Annotated in this window: 13 protein-coding genes and 1 pseudogene; 8 read left to right on the forward strand and 6 right to left on the reverse strand. The window is 37.1% G+C overall.

Features of this window, described 5'->3' with window-relative positions; all coding sequences use genetic code 11:
* The first annotated feature begins 133 nt into the window (after positions 1-133).
* Positions 134-913 (forward strand): exodeoxyribonuclease III, encoded by a 780-nt coding sequence (gene xth, locus H0W62_13445; GenBank protein MBA3649533.1) that lies wholly within the window; start codon positions 134-136, stop codon positions 911-913.
* 307 nt (positions 914-1,220) lie between these two features.
* Here the strand turns inward: xth and H0W62_13450 are convergent, their stop codons facing one another.
* From H0W62_13450 to H0W62_13475, 6 genes are all read right to left on the reverse strand, one after another.
* Positions 1,221-3,032: a peptidase domain-containing ABC transporter gene (locus H0W62_13450; protein ID MBA3649534.1), complete on the reverse strand. Its 1,812-nt coding sequence runs from the start codon at positions 3,030-3,032 to the stop codon at positions 1,221-1,223.
* 83 nt (positions 3,033-3,115) lie between these two features.
* Positions 3,116-3,415 carry a hypothetical protein gene (locus H0W62_13455; GenBank protein ID MBA3649535.1) on the reverse strand — a complete coding sequence of 100 codons (300 nt, stop codon included), beginning with the start codon at positions 3,413-3,415 and terminating at the stop codon, positions 3,116-3,118.
* Between the two features lie 9 nt (positions 3,416-3,424).
* Positions 3,425-4,528, reverse strand: coding sequence for a grasp-with-spasm system SPASM domain peptide maturase (gwsS, locus tag H0W62_13460; GenBank protein MBA3649536.1), 1,104 nt, complete (start codon positions 4,526-4,528; stop codon positions 3,425-3,427).
* Positions 4,529-4,583: 55 nt separating this feature from the next.
* The gene (locus H0W62_13465) at positions 4,584-4,850 is read right to left on the reverse strand and encodes a hypothetical protein (GenBank protein MBA3649537.1); all 267 of its coding nucleotides are present in this window, start codon (positions 4,848-4,850) and stop codon (positions 4,584-4,586) included.
* Positions 4,838-5,821 carry a grasp-with-spasm system ATP-grasp peptide maturase gene (gwsG, locus tag H0W62_13470; protein MBA3649538.1) on the reverse strand — a complete coding sequence of 328 codons (984 nt, stop codon included), beginning with the start codon at positions 5,819-5,821 and terminating at the stop codon, positions 4,838-4,840. The genes H0W62_13465 and gwsG overlap by 13 nt, the downstream gene beginning before the upstream one ends.
* 213 nt (positions 5,822-6,034) lie before the next feature.
* Positions 6,035-6,175: a hypothetical protein gene (locus tag H0W62_13475; protein MBA3649539.1), complete on the reverse strand. Its 141-nt coding sequence runs from the start codon at positions 6,173-6,175 to the stop codon at positions 6,035-6,037.
* Between the two features lie 453 nt (positions 6,176-6,628).
* On the opposite strand from H0W62_13475, the pseudogene H0W62_13480 reads away from it, so the two are divergent.
* From H0W62_13480 to H0W62_13510, 7 genes and pseudogenes are all read left to right on the forward strand, one after another.
* Positions 6,629-6,894 (forward strand): annotated as a pseudogene (locus H0W62_13480) (DUF1330 domain-containing protein).
* 60 nt (positions 6,895-6,954) lie between these two features.
* Entirely contained in the window at positions 6,955-9,948 is a 2,994-nt protein-coding gene (locus H0W62_13485) for a histidine kinase (protein MBA3649540.1), read from the forward strand.
* Positions 9,949-10,171: 223 nt separating this feature from the next.
* Positions 10,172-11,914 (forward strand): tetratricopeptide repeat protein, encoded by a 1,743-nt coding sequence (locus tag H0W62_13490; protein MBA3649541.1) that lies wholly within the window; start codon positions 10,172-10,174, stop codon positions 11,912-11,914.
* A 56-nt stretch (positions 11,915-11,970) separates the two neighbouring features.
* On the forward strand, positions 11,971-12,723 hold the full coding sequence (locus H0W62_13495; protein MBA3649542.1) for a response regulator transcription factor: 753 nt from the start codon (positions 11,971-11,973) through the stop codon (positions 12,721-12,723).
* 769 nt (positions 12,724-13,492) lie between these two features.
* On the forward strand, positions 13,493-18,403 hold the full coding sequence (locus H0W62_13500; protein ID MBA3649543.1) for a T9SS type A sorting domain-containing protein: 4,911 nt from the start codon (positions 13,493-13,495) through the stop codon (positions 18,401-18,403).
* Positions 18,404-18,538: 135 nt separating this feature from the next.
* The gene (locus H0W62_13505) at positions 18,539-20,788 is read left to right on the forward strand and encodes a tail fiber domain-containing protein (protein ID MBA3649544.1); all 2,250 of its coding nucleotides are present in this window, start codon (positions 18,539-18,541) and stop codon (positions 20,786-20,788) included.
* Between the two features lie 189 nt (positions 20,789-20,977).
* Positions 20,978-21,706, forward strand: coding sequence for a hypothetical protein (locus tag H0W62_13510; GenBank protein MBA3649545.1), 729 nt, complete (start codon positions 20,978-20,980; stop codon positions 21,704-21,706).
* The last annotated feature ends 141 nt before the right edge of the window (positions 21,707-21,847 follow it).

Genomic DNA, 21,847 nt, shown 5'->3' on the forward strand with positions numbered 1-21,847 from the left:
TTTATGGAATAAAGAGAGGAAATATTTAATCGTTTATATCCTTCAGGTCTAAGCAGGTCTGTAGTGAGCGAACTAAGTTCGCATCCTTAACAGACCAGGAAGTTATTTATTTTCGTTCGCGAAAAATTAGATTATGAGTAATGAAAGCTTTAGAATTTTATGCTGGAACATCAATGGCTTGCGTGCCATATGGAAAAAAGGTTTTCCGGATTGGCTTTCGAAAGAAGCACCGGATATTCTTTGCCTTCAGGAAACAAAAGTAACACGTGATCAGCTGGATTATGAAGTAACAAATTTCGAAGATTATAAAAGTTATTTTTTTGCTGCCGAAAAAAAAGGATATTCCGGTGTGGGTGTATACACATTGCATGAACCTTTAAATGTAAAGATGGGATTCGGCAATCCGCTTTTTGATTCTGAGGGAAGGGTTATAGAAATGGAGTTTGAAAAGTTTTTTTTATTTAATGTCTATTTTCCAAATGGTGGAAGGGGCCCTGAACGTGTAAAATACAAGCTTGATTTTTACAAAGAACTTTTTAACCGTTGTGAACAATTACGAGCCACGAACAAATTTATTATTGTATGTGGCGACTATAATACGGCACATAAGGAGATAGATATTGCACGGCCCAGGGAAAATGAGAAATTCAGCGGTTTTCTTCCCGAAGAAAGGGCATGGATGGATAAGATTGTTGAAATGGGTTATATCGATGTTTTCCGCGAATTTAACCAGGAGCCCAATTGGTATACCTACTGGGATAATGTTACCCGCGCACGCGAAAGAAATGTAGGCTGGCGTATAGATTATTTCTTTATCAATAAAGAAGCGCGTAACCAGGTATCAAAAGCCCATATTCATATGGACGTAATGGGAAGCGACCATTGCCCTATCGAACTGCAATTGGATTTGTAATATTGAAATCCTCTTTACTCTTTTACCATTTATCTATTTTCAAGTTCTTTCCGGAGATCGCTTTTCAAAGTAAACGCCCTTGGGTCAGGTATGTAATGATACACTGCTGAATCTTCGAAGGAATTGATTAAGAATGCTATAGATGTTAATGAAACTTCTACCGATATGATGAACCACTTTAAACTGGATTTTTACCATTTGCCTTGCAAAACCCTTAATCAAATATGATTTTTTGATTATTAATGATCCGGAATAGGTTGTCCGCACATTTAAGAACAGAAAAAATTATATCGGTTTCGATAATTATTCAGGCATCAATTTCCAATTGATTTTTAACAAGCTGATAATAATTTCCTTTATGCTGTAATAGTGATTCGTGATTGCCTTCTTCCACAATTCGTCCTTCCTCTATTACAACTATTTTGTCAGCATTCTGTACCGTACTCAATCTGTGAGCAACAAAAATTACCGTTCTCTGATTGCCGTATTTGTCTTTTTTACGAAAGTATTCATTGAGATTTTCAATTATCAGCCGCTCATTATTTGCATCCAGCGAGTTAGTTGCTTCGTCAAAAAAAATGTATTGAGGATCTTTATAGATTGTGCGGGCAATAAGAATTCTTTGCTTTTGTCCCTGGCTCACTTCCAGACCCTCTTCACCAATCTTTGTTTTAAAGCCCAGTGGCAGCGACATTATAAAATTATAGATGTTTGCAGTTTTGCAGGCTTCAACTAAAGCATCAGGGTTTATATCTTCAGTATTGAGGGCAATATTTTGTTCGATCGTATCATCAAAAATAAAGCTGTTTTGCATGACGCTGCCGCACTTACTGCGCCAATAGGATGGACTTATTTGCATAAAATTGTATTTACTCATACAAATTCTTCCTTCATACTTATCAAAATAATGAAGCAGCATTTTCAGCACGGTGGTTTTGCCGCTTCCGCTTGTGCCGACTATTGCTGTTATTTTACCTGCGGGTATTACGAGGTTAATATTTTTTAAAGTTTTTTCCGGAGTTGTATTATCGTAGCTGAAGCTTACATTTTCAAATTCTATATCGCCAGTAAAGGTGAGGTTCTTGTTATAAATAAAGCTTGCCTTTTCTTCATTTTCCTGTGAATAAATTTCATTTAGTCTTTTCAGGCTCAGCTTTACATCCTGGCCGTTTTGAATAAATGTTATCAGCTGCTCAATGGGCGCCTGCAGCTGCCCGAGTATGAAAGTAGTGGCTAACAGCGTGCCCAGTGTAGAATTTCCGTCAATTACAGATTTTGCAATAACCAAAGTGATTAATGCATTTTTCAATTCATTAATAATGAATGAGCCTGTCGATTGTATTTGAGATACTTTTAATGACTTTACACTGTTGATCATACCCTTCGTATGCGTTCTCAGCCACTTCTGCTGCATGCGGCTTTCGCAGTTGTATAATTTAATTTCGTGCATACCTACCACCATCTCAAAAATAACATCCTGCTCTTTTGAACTTACTTCAAATCTTTCATTATCCAAAGCGCGGCGTTTTTTAAGGAAATAAAAAATCCATGAAAAATAAAGTATGGTGCCGCCTAAAAAAAGAAAGAAAGAAGAAACGTTATAGCCGATTAAAATAATTGTAAATACTATAAAAGTAAATACAGAATAAAGTGCAGTAAAAGTATGTTCGGTAAGAAATAGCTTTATCCGCTCATTATCATAGTTACGCTGGATAATGTCACCTGTATTACGGGTGTCGAAAAAGCGAAGCGGAAGCTGCATTAATTTAGCCCAAAATACTGAGAGAATTCTTACCAGAATGGTATTACTTATAGTAAGCAGAATTTTATTCCTGATGAATTCTGAGATTATTTTTCCAAACAGCAAAGCGAACTCCGCTAATATCAATATCTCAACAAATGATAGATTTTTCTCGTTTACTCCTTTATCTACAATGTTCTTTGTGATGCCCGGCAGAGAAAATTCAGCAAAGGCAGAAACTGCTATTGTAAATATTATAATAGCATATGATTTTTTTGGAGCAGAAAAATACTTGAATAGAAGATTCCAGTCATTTTTCTTAACTGATTCATCTTTAAGCTGAAAAAATGTTTCTGTAGGTTCAAGAAACATCGCCATACCCTGTAACTCAGCATCTAATGCAAACTTTTCCTGTATATCTCTTTCACTTACTTTCTCAATACCGGTTGCAGGATCGGCAATTAATTTTTTTTTTTGTTAAACAGCACAACAAAATGCTCTTCCTTCCAAAATAAAATACACGGGAATGTACCGTTTTCAATAATGTTTGAAAAAGTTGATTTAACAGCTATGGCCTTAAATCCTAATTGTTCTGCAGCCATCTTTATTGAGAGAAAACTTACACCAAGCTTTGAATAGTTTGTATTGTTTCTAAGAACTTCTAACGAAATATTTTTGCCATAATATTTGCAGATCATTTGCAGACAGGTTGGCCCACAATCTTTTGTATAGTCCTGCGGTATGAAGGGAAACTTTGCCATTATCTTAAATTAAAACACTATGTTTTTAAACTCATAAAATTCTGCCACCTCAGCAAATTCAGGAATGGCTGACTTATTCTTTATCCATTCTCCGGAGTACGGATCATAACTGCATTTCAATGGTTTAGAAAACGGATCGTCAGGGTGCTCAACAAATGCTCTGCAATCCAGGCAAATATGCCTGAACTCACAATCCATACATATTTTAATATCATCTTTTGTAATTTTCCACTTAGCTAAAAAAGAAGGATTGGAAACAACATCATTTAAGCTGGTCGTATTAATATGCCCGTAATTTTCAGCCATTGACGGGCAGTTTTTAATATAACCGCAGGCATCAATAGAAATTTTTTTATTTAAGCAGGTATTATACTTAAGGCTTTCCGCAAAAAAATCCATGTTAACTGTAAAGAAAGCAGGATTTACAATGCCACAGCATTTATTGCTGTTGATTACATCGGTTGTTAGATTAATATTTGTTAAAGTGTTAGCTACGGTATAATTTTTATTGAAAGGGCTGCTATGCACAGTTAATTTGCTTAAGCGAAGATATTTATTTGAAAATTCAGATAAAAACTTACTTTCATTTGCTTGAACAGAAAAAGGAATAAGAATTTCAACATTTGTAATGATGCTGTTTTCGAGTAAATCAAAAACAGGATAACAATAGCTAAAGCTATGTTTATCAAAAATTCTTATTTGCAGATTTGAACAGCCAAGCTCAGTTAATTGGCTGATTATTTTGTTCCAGTCATGATTACTTCTGTAATCTACATCTACAATGGAATTATCAATAATTGACGGAGTTTCGAATTTCAGTTCGGCATCCGGAAATGACTTTAATTCATCTTTGGTACACCAGAAAATATATTCCTTTTCATAGAGATATAAGAAGTACTCATTTAAGGTTGAATGCTCTTCATTGTTGAAACTATCGAATATTTTTTTCAAGCTCTTGTCAGCATATTTTTTAAGTATAAAATATAAAGAATTCGGAATGAAATCAAAATTTTGTCTGCCCAAATCACAAATAATCGATCTTGTATGTCCTTTTACTGGAATACAGTCGGAGAATAGTTTGAAATATGTATTATCATCAACTTCAAAAGCCATTTTTTCTTCAGTGCTGTTTAATTAATACAAAAAAGTAATGACTTTATCTGCCGTGTTATATTAATTCAGGAGATTGGTCATTTTGTTTAGGCAAAAATATTCTGCTGATAGGCTTATAATATGCTCCTGTTTGCATATACCTGGAGGTTTGATATCTGTCAATCTGAAACGGTTTCCAGTTTGCCGTTTCTGTCTCGTCAGGCGGTTGTTCCTGATTCAGAACTCCTTCCCGATAATTCTTAACTTCATTAAGATATCTGAACGCTACCGGAAGATCTTTTAAGTTTTCAGCTATTTCCTTAATAAGAGTTAATTTTTCCATACTTTCTGCTTTAAAAGAAATTCTGCTATTTTTTTTTCTAAAAAATAGTTACAGGGTTCACTCACCATCCCAAATTGTCCAACAGGATTTACCTCTAAAAAAACAAATTCATTGTTTGTATTTACGATCATATCTATAGAACCGCAGTTTAAATCTAATTTATTCATCAGCAATCTAAGCTTCGATTGCACACTCTTTGGCAGTTTAAAAGGTACGCAGCGATTTTCCTTTTTAAAGTTATATCTTCTGAAATCAACGCGGGTTTGCTCATCTCTTTGAGAAAATATAGCCATTGGATAAAACACACCATCCAGATAAAATATTCTTAGCTCATACTTCTTGTCAACCTGCTTTTGCAACAGAGTCGGGAATATCTTATCACTATATTCATTTAAATCTTCAGCAACTAACTTTTCTGTATACCCGTTAATGGCATCTTCATCAATTTCCAGAAATATGGATTCATCAATTCCTTTTGTTACTACACCCGCCTTTTCAGCAGCAAAATTTAAGAGAGATTTTTTTTCAGTAGTTATAATATATTCAGTAGTTATTAATCCGAAGCTTTCCGCCAGGTTATTTACCATTAGCTTGTTGGGAGCAACATTTAAATAACTGTTAAGCGATTTTATTTTTTTTAAAGTATAATGTAAATAGGTTGCAATGCTTTTTAGCTCATCCTGTTCATATTTATATAGTTGCTTTTGAAAAAATGGATTTAAAAAAGCTTTATCAAAATCAAATTTACCCCTTCTATACCAATAAGAAGTTATGTTGCTGAAGTCAACTTCAATAGCTTCATTATTCCATCTTTGAAAGGTAAATTTTATAGAAGCATTGGTTATTGATAATGCCGATATCTTATCTGTATAATTAATTCTGATTATTTCTGCGGAAGGTTTTAAGAAATTGATCCAGCTTATTACTGCACTGGTAGAATAATCTGTTGATTCGGATACAATTAAAATCATTGAATTAATCGAATTGCTGCTTATTAAATATAAATCAGATTAATGCTTTGAGAAGTAATTCAGAGCTTATAAAATGAAGCAATTTGTTCTTCCTATTGTAAATAAAGATAGGTGTCTCAAAAAATTCATCTTACGAGGGTTTAAGCTGTAAGCTGTTTCTGAAACACCCATCTCCAAAACACATTATCCTAAAGACAATGTGGTAAAACAAAATTAGTGATCACGAGTAGTATCGATAATTATAATCCCTAAGAGTCTTGTTTTACCTTTGGTTTTAGTGCCACCAACAACTTTAGGTAATTGAGTGTTTTCCAATGTTTGGAATTTTTTTGCATCTAATTTTTCAAGTTTCATGTGGATTGTTTCACTTTGTAAAAAAGTGAGAAAATTTAGTGATTTAATATTTAATTATATTAAAATTATGAAATTTTTTTTAAAAGAGCAACTTATTTTTAATTTAATTCCCTTGAATGCTTACTAACAATAATTAAAAGATTTTTCTGGCAGTCTAATACGCGTTGTCATGCACGTTCTTTACTGCCCTGGCTTACGGATCATTCTTTCTTTAAAAGCTTATCCCATTTAAGCTATTGCGGTGCTGCATGCTACCGATGGTTCTGAAGGCACGCATTTTGCCGCGCATCACCGGGTACCAATTCATTAAGCAGGCTTCGGTAATAATGTTTTCCTTCCTGGTCGGCATTTGCAATCCCGACCATTTAGCTTTGGATCTATAATCTAATCAGCAGCTTTATGCATTTGAATCATTTCTTCCAAAAAAGGTAAATAATAAATAAAAAAAACCGGATGTCAGCATACGTAATAGCAGAAGTTTCCATCCATGATTTCGAAGAATATGAAGAAGACAAAAACTCACACTTGCTGTAGTCGCTGCTTTTGATGGCAGGTTTGTGGTTCGTGGCGGACAGACAGAAACATTAGAGGGAAGCTGGCAATCCGAAAGAATTGTTATTTTGGAATTTCCGAAGGTGGATCGTGCTAAAGAATGGTGGAGTTTTGAACTTTACTCTAAGCAAAGGCAATCTGCCAGAGATCTGCAAACACAAAAATGATCGTTGCTCCCGATGCGTAACCTTTATTTATAATAACTGACTCTATTCAAGATATTCTCCGTGATTTTCCATACCCCCTATAGAAAAGTCCTTTTTTCAATTTTATTTATAATTTTTCATTTTCAGTATTTATTAGCCCAGCATTACGATATACGTCAATATGGGGTATCTGATGGCTTGCCTTCCGCATCTGTTTATAGCGTGTTTCAGGATAGCCGGGATTTTTTATGGATCAGTGGCCAAGATGGATTGAGCAAGTTTGACGGAAAAAAATTCCAAAATATAAGCTCAGATGAAACCGATTCCATTTCAAACATAGATGTAGCTTTTGAAGACTCATTAGGAAACCTTTGGGGAAATACGATTTACGGTCCTTATAAGTTTGATGGAAGGAGGTTTATAAATTATCCCTTTCAGAACAAACCCCGCAATTTATGGGTCACTCAGCAGTTCATCACAAAAAATAAAAAAATATGGGTAACCGTGGGTTCAGGAATTTATGAATTGCAAAATAATGTTTGGGTTAAAATTCCCTTTATTAAAAATGATGATCTTGTTTTTTATAATCAGGTGGTGGAGTTGGATGATAACCGCCTGCTTTTTAATTTTCGTGACAGTCTCTGTGTTTACGATAAATATCAAAATTTGAACCGGATAATCTGTAATGAGGAATTATTTCCTGTCTTCAAGTCCGTGAGAACATTCAATAGCGAAATTTTTGTATTTACCAATAAACGCGTTTACAAGTTTAAAAATGATTCATTGATTGTAATTTATCCGGACGAAATAAACGGTTTTGTTTCGGACGTTTATCTTGATAGATCAGGTAAACTTTGGGTGGCTATTGGTAGCCAGGGTGTTAAAATTTTTGATTATTACAGTTCAAACCAAAAATCAATTGATAAAATTATTATACTAGGTGAGGTTTATGATATTATGCAGGACCGTTATGGTAACATGTGGCTTAGCGGCAATTCCGGGTTATATAGGTTAACACCAAGGTACATCCATTTTATTGCGAAGCCTAAAGGATTAATATGTAAGGTTTTTAATGCAGGCGATGGTAAAATTATAATAGGACGAATAGAGGGTGAACCCTTTGTATTTAGAGATGATTCCCTGATTCCGGTTTCAGAAAACTATAATTACAGAGGTAAATTCAAATACTCTGGGGCTTGGATGTATTCGATTACTATTGATAAAGAGCAGAGAATCTGGATGGGTAATAATCATGGTAATATTTACCGTATTAATTCAAATCAGATCGAGGATCTTTCAGGTCGTTTCCAATCGTTTAAAAGAGTAATGGGTGCACTTACATATAACAGGTCGAAAGACGCCATTTACCTATCCGGTGATACGGGTATTGTTAAAGTCAGAAATGACAGTATTGTAAAAAATTTTAGTGTATTTCAAAATCAGGGAGAGTATGTAAATGCCATGAATACTGATTACTCAGGCCGCACCTGGTTTTGTATAGAAAGCAAAACCGCAATTGTGGGGTATATAAAAAACGACAGTGTGTTTACAGTCAAAAACTTTTCTATAAAACTTTTCTCTGATTCCCATTTTTATTTTGATAGTTCGGGATATACCTACATAACTACCAAAACTCAAGGTGTTTTTAAAATTCATCTGATCACGTCAGACAGCATTAAAATTGATTATCATTTTTCAACCAAAAACGGTTTTATATCCAATTTGATAAATGCGATTGACTTTGACAAAAGCGGTCGTATGTGGGTGGCTTCTACGTCAGGTATATTCAGCATAAGAATTATTGACAGTTTACATTACAATGTTTCTAAATATAACCTTGATGCCTTAACGGGCGTTACAGATTGGTCTCTCTGCTATTTAGTATTTGATGGAAGCAACAGAATTTATTTTACTAACCGGTATGGGGCAGGTTATATTGAATGCGATAAAGTGGTGGAAAATGTGATCCCTCCGAAAATTTATATAAGTGACATCAGCATTGCTGATAACAAAGTGAATTGGATGGAGTACTGCAGATTACTGACACCCTTTTTTTTTACTCCCGTTAAACCTGTTCTTCCATTTTCACTAAATCAATTTATTATCAGTTATACCTCCGCCTGTTATTCTGATGCTGATGAAATTTATTATAGCTATAATATGAATGACAATGACAGTTCCTGGATATTTAATGGAACTTCCAACAAAGTTTCGCTCATTAATCTGGCCCCCGGGAATTATGTATTTAAAGTGCATTCCCGTACCGCAAATTCTCCATGGAGCAAGGCAGCTATTTTTGAATTTAAAATTAATCCACCGTGGTATCGTACCGGGTTGTTCTATGGATTATCGATAGTTATTTGCGGTACCGGGCTTATTTTTTATTTAAAAAGAAGAAGAGATCAGTTTGCATTAAAATTAAAAACGCAGCAACACTTACATGAACTTGAGCAGCGCTTACTTCGTGTACAAATGAACCCGCATTTTATTTTTAATTCATTAAGATCAATCAATGAGTATATCCAATCACATAAAACTATCCTGGCTTCGGAATATTTGATACAGTTTTCGAAACTCATGCGAGCCATTCTCGAAAATTCGCGTCAAAAGGAAATTGTTTTATCAAAAGAGATTGAAGTCCTTGAATTATACATGGCTCTCGAATCACAGCGAATGGAGCACCCGTTTAGCTATTCTATTGAAATTGATCCCGAAATTGATCCTGAAAATACTTTAATTCCGCCAATGCTACTACAGCCAATTGTTGAAAATTCAATCTGGCATGGATTGGCGCCAAGGAATAAACCAGGAAAAATTATCATCAGGGTTAAGAAACAAAATGAAACCATTCAATGTGAGGTGGAGGATAATGGAATTGGCAGGGAAGTTTCAAGTATATCAAATAATGGGTTGAAAGCTGAATCGCATGGCTTAAAAATAACCGCAGAACGGCTGGGTATTATTGAACAGATAAAAAAAATAGAAACCAATCTCAAATTCCGTGATTTAAACGGAGATAATAATTTCACAGGGCTTAATGTAACTTTTACGCTGCCTTTTGAAGAAGCCGTCTGAAATCAGGCAAATTGGCATTTTTTTATCAGTACATTATTTGCCTTTCATTTCCGGCCATAATAACGCAATTAATACTATTATCTTGAAAAAGCTTCAAAGTTCATTGATTGTACTAATTGTGTTTTTCGGAACAAGTATTTGCAATGGACAAAATCGAAATAAAAAGGACTTTTTACAAAGATTAATCCGTTATTCAAATAATGATACGGTTAAATTGCATGCCTTGAATGATCTATCTGAAATGTATTCCGATGATAGTTATGACAGCTCCATTATTTATTCAAACAGAGCTATTGAATTTGCAAAAAACTTGATTCAATCCCAATCAGTAATTAGCAGGGAAATAGTTTTTACAATAAAAAGCCAGTTGGCTAAAGCATATTCCTCATTAGGAGAAGTGGAGAGAAGAAGAGGCAGTTATAAGGAGTCAGCAAAACATTTTATGGAAGGTTTAAAGATTAATGAAGAATTAAATGATGAGGTAGGAATGGCAAAAGCATATTGTGATATGGGAAATATTAATCGTATGATGGAGCATAGTAATGAAAATTCTTTATATTATTTCCGTAAATCACTGGAACTAAGGATTACGTTGAAGGATAAAAAAGAAATCGGTAGATTATATAATAACATTGGAGGAGTGTATATTGATATAGGAAGAATTGATTCAGCTTTATATTATCTTAAAAAATCACTTCATATAAAGTATGAAATTCAAGATGTGAATGGCTTAGCAAAAAGCCTGAATAACCTGGCTGTATTATATTCTGATTTAAATTCAGATTCGTCAATTGCCTACTATAATAAAGCTTTATCAGCCGTTGAAAAAACCAATGATAAATATTCTATGAGCGGAATTCTTAATGGTTTAGGTGGAGAGTATATTAACCGGGGGAATTTTAAATTGGCCATTCATTATCTTGATTCCAGTCTTGCAATTGCCAGGAATATACACAGTATCTATTTTCAACAGATGAATTATTTTACCTATACTGATTTGTATGAAAAAAAAGGGGATTATAAAGAGGCATTGAAATATAGCCGTCTTTATAGTCTTTACCGAGATAGTATGTTAAATGAAGATGACCAAAAAGCTATTGCTGAAATGCAATCTAAGTATGAAAGTGAAAAAAAAGATTACCAAATTTCGAAGCTTAGGCATGAAGAGCTTTTACACCAGTCCCAACTTAGCCGTCAGCGAATCATCCAGGTGGTAATAATTGCCGGAACTTTGATTCTGATTCTATCCGGTACAATAATTTTTTATTTATACAAGCGCAGACGTGATGCTAACAGCAGGAAAAAAGAGGCCGAATTCAATTCCATGGTAACTGATGTGGAAATGAAAGCTTTGCGTGCACAAATGAACCCGCATTTTATTTTCAATTCTTTAAGATCAATCAATGAGTATATCCAATCACATAAAACTATCCTGGCTTCGGAATATCTGATACAGTTTTCGAAACTCATGCGAGCCATTCTCGAAAATTCGCGTCAAAAGGAAATTGTTTTATCAAAAGAGGTTGAAGTCCTTGAATTATACATGCATCTCGAATCACAGCGAATGGAGCACCCGTTTAGCTATTCTATTGAAATTGATCCCGAAATTGATCCTGAAAATACGTTGATTCCGCCAATGCTACTACAGCCAATTGTTGAAAATTCAATCTGGCATGGATTGGCGCCAAGGAATAAACCAGGAAAAATTATTATCAGGGTTAAGAAACAAAATGAAACCATTCAATGTGAAGTGGAGGATAATGGAATTGGCAGGGAAGTTTCAAGTATACCGAATAATGGGTTGAAAGCTGAATCGCATGGATTAAAAATAACCGCAGAACGGCTGGCTATTATTGAACAGATAAAAAAAATAGAAACCAATCTCAAATTCCGTGATTTAAACGGAGATAATAATTTCACAGGGCTTAATGTAACTTTTACGCTGCCTTTTGAAGAAGCAGTTTGAATTCAGGGAACTGATTAAATATCTATCGTATTTATTTGCATTAGTAAAAAACTGGCATGATAAAAACAATTATTGTAGACGATGAAAAAAAATTCAGCGATGCGTTGAATAAGATGATTACCGAAAACTTCAGGGATAAACTACATGTTGTTGCAAAAAGCAAATCAGTAAAAGAGGCAGTTCATGACATTAAAATCTATGATCCTGACTTAATTTTTCTTGATGTTGAAATGCCACCCGGCAATGGGTTCCAGGTGCTTGAACAAATTGAAAAAAAGAATTTTGAAGTGATCTTTACAACTGCTTTTGATCAGTATGCAATAAAGGCAATCCGGTTTTCAGCACTTGATTTTTTGCTTAAACCCTTCGGCGTGCAGGATCTAAATGAAGCATTAAAACAATATGATGAAAAGATTCTCACCGAAAAAACGCAGAAACAATATGAAGTGCTGCTTTATATTAAGTCAGTAAGTGATTCTCAGAAAAAAATTGCGCTTCCTACATTAAATGGTTTTGCAATTGTAAGTCTTGGTGATATTATCAGGTGCGAGTCGGATAGTAATTATACTCAGTTTCATCTAAAAGACAAATCAAAGATTTTAGTGTGCAAGCCTTTAAAAGATTATGAAGGGTTACTGGAAGAAAATGGTTTTTTCAGGGTTCACCAAAGCCATCTGATCAATGTGCATTACATTAAAAATTATTCCCGCGACATTGGCGGAACTATTACGATGACTGACGGATCAGAAATTGCCGTTTCGAGGCGAAAGAAGGATGAATTTCTGAAACGCCTGATGAACGGGTTTTAGCAAAGCCGGATTCTATTTCAATTTTACCGTATTGTTTTCTTTCCCTACCGCTTTCTAAATGCAGCGGATTGGCCCTTAAGTATAACCATAGCTTTCTTGCAATTTAAATTATCATTTTTTTTCACTGCTGTCCGTTAAAAATCGGAAAAGCCACAATTAGGAATGCCCCTGGCTGTGAGAATAGATCGCTGATAGCTTATTTTAAAAAAATTCTGCCTGTTGCTCAATCAGGTAGAAAATAGCTGCTGCACCAATTTAGTTCTTGGTTTTTCAAAAGCAGCTAATGGATTTTTTATAAAATCAACAGGTGGATGTAACTCATTAAATTAAAGCGAATGATGACTTTCCGATTGCTGAATGACCACTTGCGTTTTGCTTGCCGTTGAATGACGACAACTTTATTCCTAATGAGTTCTAACCTTTAAATCCTCAACTATTAAATCAAAAATTTTAGCTTATAAGCATTCAAAGGATTTATGAAGAGCTACAGAAGAAAGTGTTTTTCATGGTTCATCAAGGCTACTTGATCAATGTGCAGTGCATTAAAAATTCTTATTGCACCATTAAGTGGACCTGGCTGGTCGGAGGTAGCAGTTTCAAGGCGAAAGAAGAGGGAATTTTTGAAAACCGCTGATGGGGGATTTAAATAAATAAACCAAATTCTATTTCAATTCTACATCATTTGTCTCTTCCAATACCGCATTCTAAATGCTGAGTTTATAACCTGATTACAGAGATATCTTTAAGGTTCTTAAAAATTTATCTCGCTATGAAATTTTATACAAAGACCTTAACACTATTAGGAATAGTATTCCTCCTCACCCTCAAAACCTCACAATCGCAGGTTTGTACCAGCGGACTTTACAATCCATATTACAGTTGTTATTATGGTTCAGCCATTGACAATTTTAATCTAAGTAATATCAATCAAACAAATACCGGCTGTTCAGGACCTGATGCGGCAGATTATACTAATTTGAGCTGCGAACTGGCCCAGGGGGAGTCCTATATTTTTTCACTCACTTCCTCGTCCTATTATCCATATAGTGATTTTGCAGGCATCTGGATTGATTTTAATGATAATGATGATTTTGGAGATGCTGGTGAAATCCTATTCAGCTCATCTTACAATGGAGAATTTACCGGGACAATTGCTATTCCTTTAACAGCTCCTCTGGGAATGCATCGTATGAGAGTAAGATTAAATGGAGATTACTATCAATTTACTTTGCCCGATGCTTGTATGACCTTTTACTATGGGGAAACACAGGATTATACAGCCAATATTTCCGCTGCACCTCCATGTCCCGGAATCTCCTCCTTGTCAGTTTCAAATGTAACCTTAAGCACGGCCGATATCAATTGGACCTGCAACTCATGTGCAGGGCCTTTTATAATTGAATATGGAATGGCCGGATTTGTTCCCGGAACAGGCGCTTCTGCTGGTAGTGGTGGTACTATAATAAGCGCTAATACTTCACCTGCTTCCCTTTCCGGACTTACTCCGTCTACTGATTATTCGGTTTTTATCCGGAGAAATTGTGGAGTTGATGGATACAGCCAGAATTTAGGTCCTGTAAATTTCACTACGGTATATGATGCATGTGGTACTCTGTCGGCTATTACGTGTGGAACATCTGTCACCTCCGTTATTCCTCCGGGTACGGGGGCATTTAATACATGTCCCAACCCTCAGGTGGGTAAGGAAAATATTTTTGAATTTACAAGTATGGAAGCGGGGACTTATACAATTACTACGACTTCTTATGGATCCGGCGCTTTTGCCTATAAGGAGGCAAGCAGTGGCTGCAATGGGGAGGGATGGATCTGCATTGATGGCATTTATGGATCCGGAACCTTCATATTAGGATCACTTTCAGCCAATACAAATTATTACCTGATCCATGATGCTTCATCCACATACGGTGCGAGTTATACCTTTCAGATTGATTGCTTTACCCCCTATTTTCCCTGTCAAAGTATAACTACAATTGATAGTTGCGGATCACAGGTAAATGCATTTATACCTTCAGGGGTAGGAGCGTATTCAAACACACAATGTCAAGATTATCAGAATTACGGCAAGGAGAGAATTTATTCTTTCACGCCAACGGTGTCGGGTAATTATACCTTAACCCTCAATCAAAACAATAATGGATATTATAGTGCTGGTTTTAGCTACAAAAAAGCATCCTTAGGCTGTGATGAAAATAACTGGAATTGCATCACTGAAACATCCTATAATAACATTTATCTTATCGGTTATTTGTTACAGGATACCACTTACTACTTCCTAGCAGATGCATATTCTCTTTCCGGTGCTGATTTTACCTTGCAGATTGATTGCTTTACCCCCTCTTTTCCCTGTCAAAGTATAACTACAATTGATAGTTGCGGATCACAGGTAAATGCATTTATCCCTTCAGGGGTAGGAGCGTATTCAAATACACAATGTCAAGATTATCAGAATAACGGCAAGGAGAGAATTTATTCTTTCAAGCCAACGGTGGCGGGTAATTATACCTTAACCCTCAATCAAAACAATTATGGATATAATAGTGCTGGTTTTAGCTACAAAAAAGCATCCTTAGGCTGTGATGAAAATAACTGGAATTGCATCACTGAAACCTCCTATGATAACACTTATCTTATAGGTTATTTGTTACAAGATACAACTTACTACTTCCTCGAAGACGCATATTCTCTATCCGGTGTTGATTTTACATTGCAGATTGATTGCTTCATTCCTTCAACCCCCTGTGCAACGCCTACCGTTGTATCCTGTAACAGTATCATAAATTTTTCAGTGCCTTCCGGAACAGGTGCATTTAATCTCACCGGGTGCGGCTATGGAGATAATCCGGTTGGTAAAGAGATAGTTTATGAATTTACACCTACTTTATCAGGAAATGCAAGCATCCATATTACTGCTTCTTCATACAGCTTTCCTGTTAAATACTTTTTTAAAGAGGCAGCTTCAGGCTGTAATTCCAATGACTGGAAGTGTATTGGGGAATACTATTCTTCTACATATTTATTAATACCTGCTACATTGAATGCAGGGACTACCTATTATATAATGGCTGATGGTACTACCTTGAACGGGGGTTCACAATCTTTTGAAATTACTTGTCCCGAGGTATGGAATCCGTGTTCTACTATTACACCTATAACGTGCGCATCATCCGTTACAGCAACAATTCCCCAGGGAGTGGGCGCATACAATCAATCCTCAGGAATTTCGGGCTTAGAATGTACTGCTTACAATCCATTTGGAAAGGAATTAATTTATTCTTTTTCAGCAACAGTTTCGGGAACTTATGCCGTTAATGTTACAGGCACAAATTATAATAGTGTAAGTTATCTTATCAAGGATGCATCTTCAGGATGTAATGACTTAAACTGGACATGTATTGGTTCCACGTCAAACCCAACCTATTCTTATCCCTACTATACGCCTTACCCGTTAGTTGCCGGCCAAACTTATTATATTATGCTAAAGGCAGGAAGCTATAATGGAGCAAATCATGATTTTTCTATCAGTTGTCCTGAACCATATTTTCCATGTGATTCTATTCAAAGCGCAAATTGTGGGGATCTTGCTACAGTAAATATTACGAGCGGATTGGGAGTTTTTTCTCCACGCAATGGGTTTAGCTACACGGGGAAAGAAAAGATGTTTGAATTTACGCCAGCCGTTTCAGGAAATCATTTGTTTAATGTTGAAGACTTAAGTTATAATGAAGAGGTACAATACTCTGTTAAAGTAGCTTCTGACGGATGTAACAATAATAACTGGACACCACTTGCATACGTATATTATGGAAGTCAGTCAGTGGCTTTCCCTTACCCTTTAACGGCAGGTGAATCGTATTATATTATGGCCGATGGTGCCGATCCTTCACAAACTGCTACACATCAGTTTACCATTGTGTGTCCTTCCGTTGCCTATGATGCTTGTGCAACCATAACAACCATATCAGGTTGCGGAATTGCGATTACTTCTTCACGTCCTGAAGGATTAGGTGAATTCGGACCCGTAAATTCTTGTGGATATAACCAGGAACCGGGTAAAGAAAACATTTATGAGTTCATAGCCCCGGCTACAGGGAATTTTGCGTTGGGTGGGTTCTCCGGTGGGTCAGGTAACGACCTGTTTTTTGTTAAAGAGGTATCGTCCGGATGTAATAATGATGGATGGGAATGTATTGGAGGAAATTTGGCCCTGGTTTCCGGTACTCATTATTATATTATGGTGGATGGCTTAGATACCATGAGCTCCACCCTGACATTTGAAATTGATTGTCCGAACCCGGATCCCTGTTTATCAATACAGACAATTACCTGTGGGTATCAAAATCCCGTGAACGTAAATTTTCCACCCGGGGCAGGAACATATAACTTCAATACTTGTAATAATGCTTATTACCAACCTGTAGGAAGAGAAGTTATTTATTCGTTTTCGCCTTCAGAATCCGGAAGTTATTACCTTAATTCAAATTATCTTACTTCAGAAACCTATTTCTTCATTAAAAATGCTTCCGGAGGGTGCGGTGATTCTGGATGGGATTGTATAACAGCTACAGACTATTTTTACTATTCTGATCAACAATTACCCTATGACCTAATTGCCGGCAATACCTATTATATTATGGTTGACAATTCGGAAACTTATGGAACATCATTTAGTTTTTATTTAACCTGTGCAACCGGTTGTGCACAATATGCCGACAATGATGCAGATGGTTATGGGGATGCTAATAATGTAAACTACTCCTGTTTTCCCGTATTAGGATATGTACCTGATAATACTGATTGCAATGACAATAATTCCGCGGTTTATCCCGGAACTACAGATATGTGCAATGGCATCGATGATAACTGCAATGGTGTTACGGATGAAAATGGTTTTACGGCCACCGTCACTCCTTCAGGAACAGTATCCGTCTGCCATGGCGTTCCGGTTGCCCTGACGTCGAACACAGGAGCAGGATTGACTTATCAGTGGTACAAGGGTAACAACCCGATATCAGGTGCAACCAATTCTACCCTTTCAACCATCAAGAAAGGAAACTTCTCGGTAGTTGAATTGAATGGTGCCTGCACAGCAACTTCAAACACTACCACAATAACCAGGATAACAGCACCCAATGCAACCATTACCGCCAGCGGCAGTCTTGACATCTGCACCACCGGATCGGTAACATTGCGTGCCAATTCAAGCAATAATCACACTTTCACCTATCAGTGGAATAAGGGTGGAATACAGATCAGCGGCGCTACTACTCGTTCCTACGTTGCTACAGGAAGCGGTGATTATACCGTCAAGGTTACCAATGAGAGCGGGTGTTCCAGTACCTCTGCAATCACTACCGTTTATACATCCTGTAAGGCTGCAGAAACAACAGAGCTGTTAACCGGCAGACTGAGTTTGTATCCGAGCCCCAATAATGGTCAGTTCGTGATAGAGCTACAATTGAGTGGCGCGGTGAATGAGCAGGCCGACATTGAAATTCTGAATATACTCGGACAAAGCGTTTATTTGAACCGCACAGCAGTAGTGGCTGGCAAATTATTCGAAGGAGTGAAATTTAATGCCTCCGTTCCTGCGGGCGCTTACTTTGTGAGAATAATTACTGATGCTGAGGTTTACACAGGAATAATAGAGTACCAGAAGTAGAAAATAATAAGATACCATTTAACCAAAATCAGGAGAAGCTGAAAATCCTTGTCCACTTTCTTATAGGACTTAAAAGAGTAAGCACCCGGAAGCCGAAAAGGTTATAGAGTAGGCAAACAATTTTATTATAATAATATGAAAACTATCAGTACATCTTTATGCATCATGATGCTAAGCATCTTCTGCATAATTCATTCTGCAAATGCACAAAACACTTTTCCATCCACTGGCGCAGCAGGCATTGGCACTACTACACCAAAAGCATCATCACTGCTCGAGGTGAAGTCAACCACCAGGGGTGTGCTGCTGCCGCGCATGACAATGACACAGCGTGATGCTATCTCCTCCCCAGTGGAGGGACTTTTGATTTACCAAACTGATAAAACCGCTGGATTTTATTATTACAGCGGAACGGCATGGAAAGCCATCTCATCTAAAGGATGGGAACTCAAAGGCAACAGCGGCACTGATGCCTCAATAAATTTTATCGGCACTACCGATGCTCAGCCACTGATTTTTAAAGTGAATAATCAGAAGGCGGGGTTAATTGATTACTCAGCTGCAAATGCAAATACAAGTTTCGGATATCAGACGCTCAACTCAAACACAGGAGCAGATAATACTTGTATAGGGTACCAGGCACTTTTTAATAATACCACAGGAAGTGATAACACTGCCACGGGAATTGGTGCGCTTTATTACAACACCACCGGAAATTACAACGCGGCAAATGGGTCTTATGCCCTTTATTACAACACCACCGGATTTAACAATACCGCAAACGGAAATCATGCGCTACATATCAACAATACAGGATACGACAACACCGCAAATGGAGCTAGTGCCCTTTTTTCCAACAACACCGGATATAATAACACCGCAAATGGGGCAGATGCACTTGCTTACAATACCACCGGATTTTCCAACACCGCAAATGGGTATTTAACCCTTTATAGCAACACCACCGGAGCCTACAACACCGCAAATGGAGCTAGTGCCCTTTTTTCCAACAACACCGGATATTACAACACCGGAAATGGAGTTAACACCCTTTATTACAACACCTCCGGAAATTACAACGCGGCAAATGGGTCTTATGCCCTTTATTTCAACACCACCGGATTTAACAATACCGCAAACGGATACGAGGCCCTTTATTCCAATACTATCGGATATTTAAACACCGCAAATGGAAATAACGCCCTTCTTGACAACACCTCCGGAAATTACAACGTGGCAAATGGGTCTTATGCCCTTTCTTTGAACACCACTGGAAATTATAATACTGCCAATGGAATGGATGCGCTTTTTTCCAACCAAAATGGCTACAATAATACCGCCACCGGTGTTGAGGCCTTGTATAAGGCTAATAATCACGATAACACCGCCTTTGGATATCAATCGCTTTTTAGTAATGTGGGTGATTATAATACTGCAGTGGGATTTCAAGCACTATATTCAAATACAACAGGCTATAATAACACTGCTCTTGGAATTAATGCAGATGTTTCAACAGGCGGCCTGTATAGTGCTACTGCTATAGGTCAAGGTGCGATAGTAGATGCCAGCGAGAAAATGCAGTTAGGCAGTTCTACAACTATATTATCGACCTCTAACGGTTACACTATTGTAAGTGATGGAAGATTTAAGGAAAATATAGAAGATAACGATGTTCCTGGTCTTACTTTCATTAATAAGCTGCGTCCCGTAACCTATACCTTCAATTATAAAACATTTGATGATTTTTTAAGAAGGGACTGCAAGAATAAAATTACGGATGACAACTATCTGAGTCAACTCGCTGAAAAAAGTAAGGCACGCCAAACGGGATTCATTGCACAGGAGGTAGATAAAGCGGTGAAGGAAAATGGGTTTACATTTAATGGTGTCTATGCTCCGCAAAACGAGCATGATAATTATGCCCTGGACTATAGCAGATTTGTAGTTCCGCTTGTAAAAGCAGTGCAGGAATTAGATGAAGGTCAAAAGTCGGAGACCGCAAGCCGGAAGTCGGAAGTGGATGATTTGAAATCGGAAATTGAAAATCTTAAATCTCAAATCTCAAATCTTCAATCAGGAATAAGCGATGGCACTATAAAAGTTTCTATTGCCAGCGAAACTACCGGCGCCTTGCTCGGTCAAAACATTCCCAATCCATTCGACAACTCTACGCTCATCCCCTTCCGCGTTCCGATGAACTGCAGCGACGCTTCGATTGTGATTTCAGAGACTTCAACAGGAAGAATCGTTAGAGCAATTCCTGTTTCCTGCGGTGAAACTCAATTCACTCTTGAAGCAGGAACATTTGCAGGTGGGTCTTATTCTTATTCGCTGTATGTGGATGGGAAAATGATTGACACAAGGACCATGGTGCTGATTAAATAATTTTCCTTCCTGGCCCCTAACCTGCGAGTGAATACAACCGAGCCAAAAAGAAAAAGCATTGGCGCGGTTCAGGTAATACAATAAGGAGAAAGCTGAAAATCCTTGTCCACTTTCTTATAGGACTTAAAAGAGTAAGCACCCGGAAGCCGAAAAGGGTATAGAGTAGGCAAATTTTAAAAACCAATTCATATGAAAAAAATTAGAAAAAATTCGGTGATGGCTATTGTGATTATAGCTGCAGCACTGTTGATTACAACTTCCTGCCAAAAGGAAAAATCAATGTTACCCGTCAATCCATCTGATCAGAAGGTCACGAACGAAGCCAGTCTGGTAATTCCGCCTCATGACCGCGCATACTCTCTTATAAGCGCAAAATGGTGGCAATGGGCTTTGAAATTGCCAGTGGAAAATCATCCCTTCCTGGATACTCCGGGCTTTGATGTGACCGAGGGACAATCCGGACCTATCTGGTATTTAGCCAGTGTGTTGGATACCGTAGTGCGTAACTGTACCATTCCAGCCGGTAAAGGACTTTTTGTTGGAATGCTAAACGCTGAAGCCTCCAGTCTAGAAGGATACCTAACGGAGGAGGACCAGCGCGCGAATGCAGAATTTAATGCCGATCACATCCACGATGTGTTTGCTACAGTAGACGGCACTCCGGTTAAGAATATTGATTCCTTTCGCGCTGCCTCACCTCAGTTCCATTTTTTTGCCCCTACTCCCTGGATTTTCGGCGAAACGGGTGGTCCGGGAACAGCAGTAGCAGACGGTTACTATCTATTGATCAAGCCCCTTTCAGCAGGTAGCATTCATGTTATTCATTATAGCGGAAGATTTCATTTTTCTATCGCAGAAGGAGACCCGTTCGACTATGATGCTGCCACGGACATGACTTATAATATTACAGTGAAATAAGGAAGTTGATAATTTGTAAAAGCTAACATTTAATCTGACAGACAGGGATTAACTTAGAGTTGAGTTAACACAATTCATTAACCCCTAAACTGTCAGAAATGAAAACTGAAATCAAGTTAGTAAAAACAAAATTAGGACTGC

Source organism: Chitinophagales bacterium, from assembly GCA_013816805.1.
In the GTDB taxonomy this organism is placed as follows: domain Bacteria; phylum Bacteroidota; class Bacteroidia; order Chitinophagales; family UBA10324; genus MGR-bin340.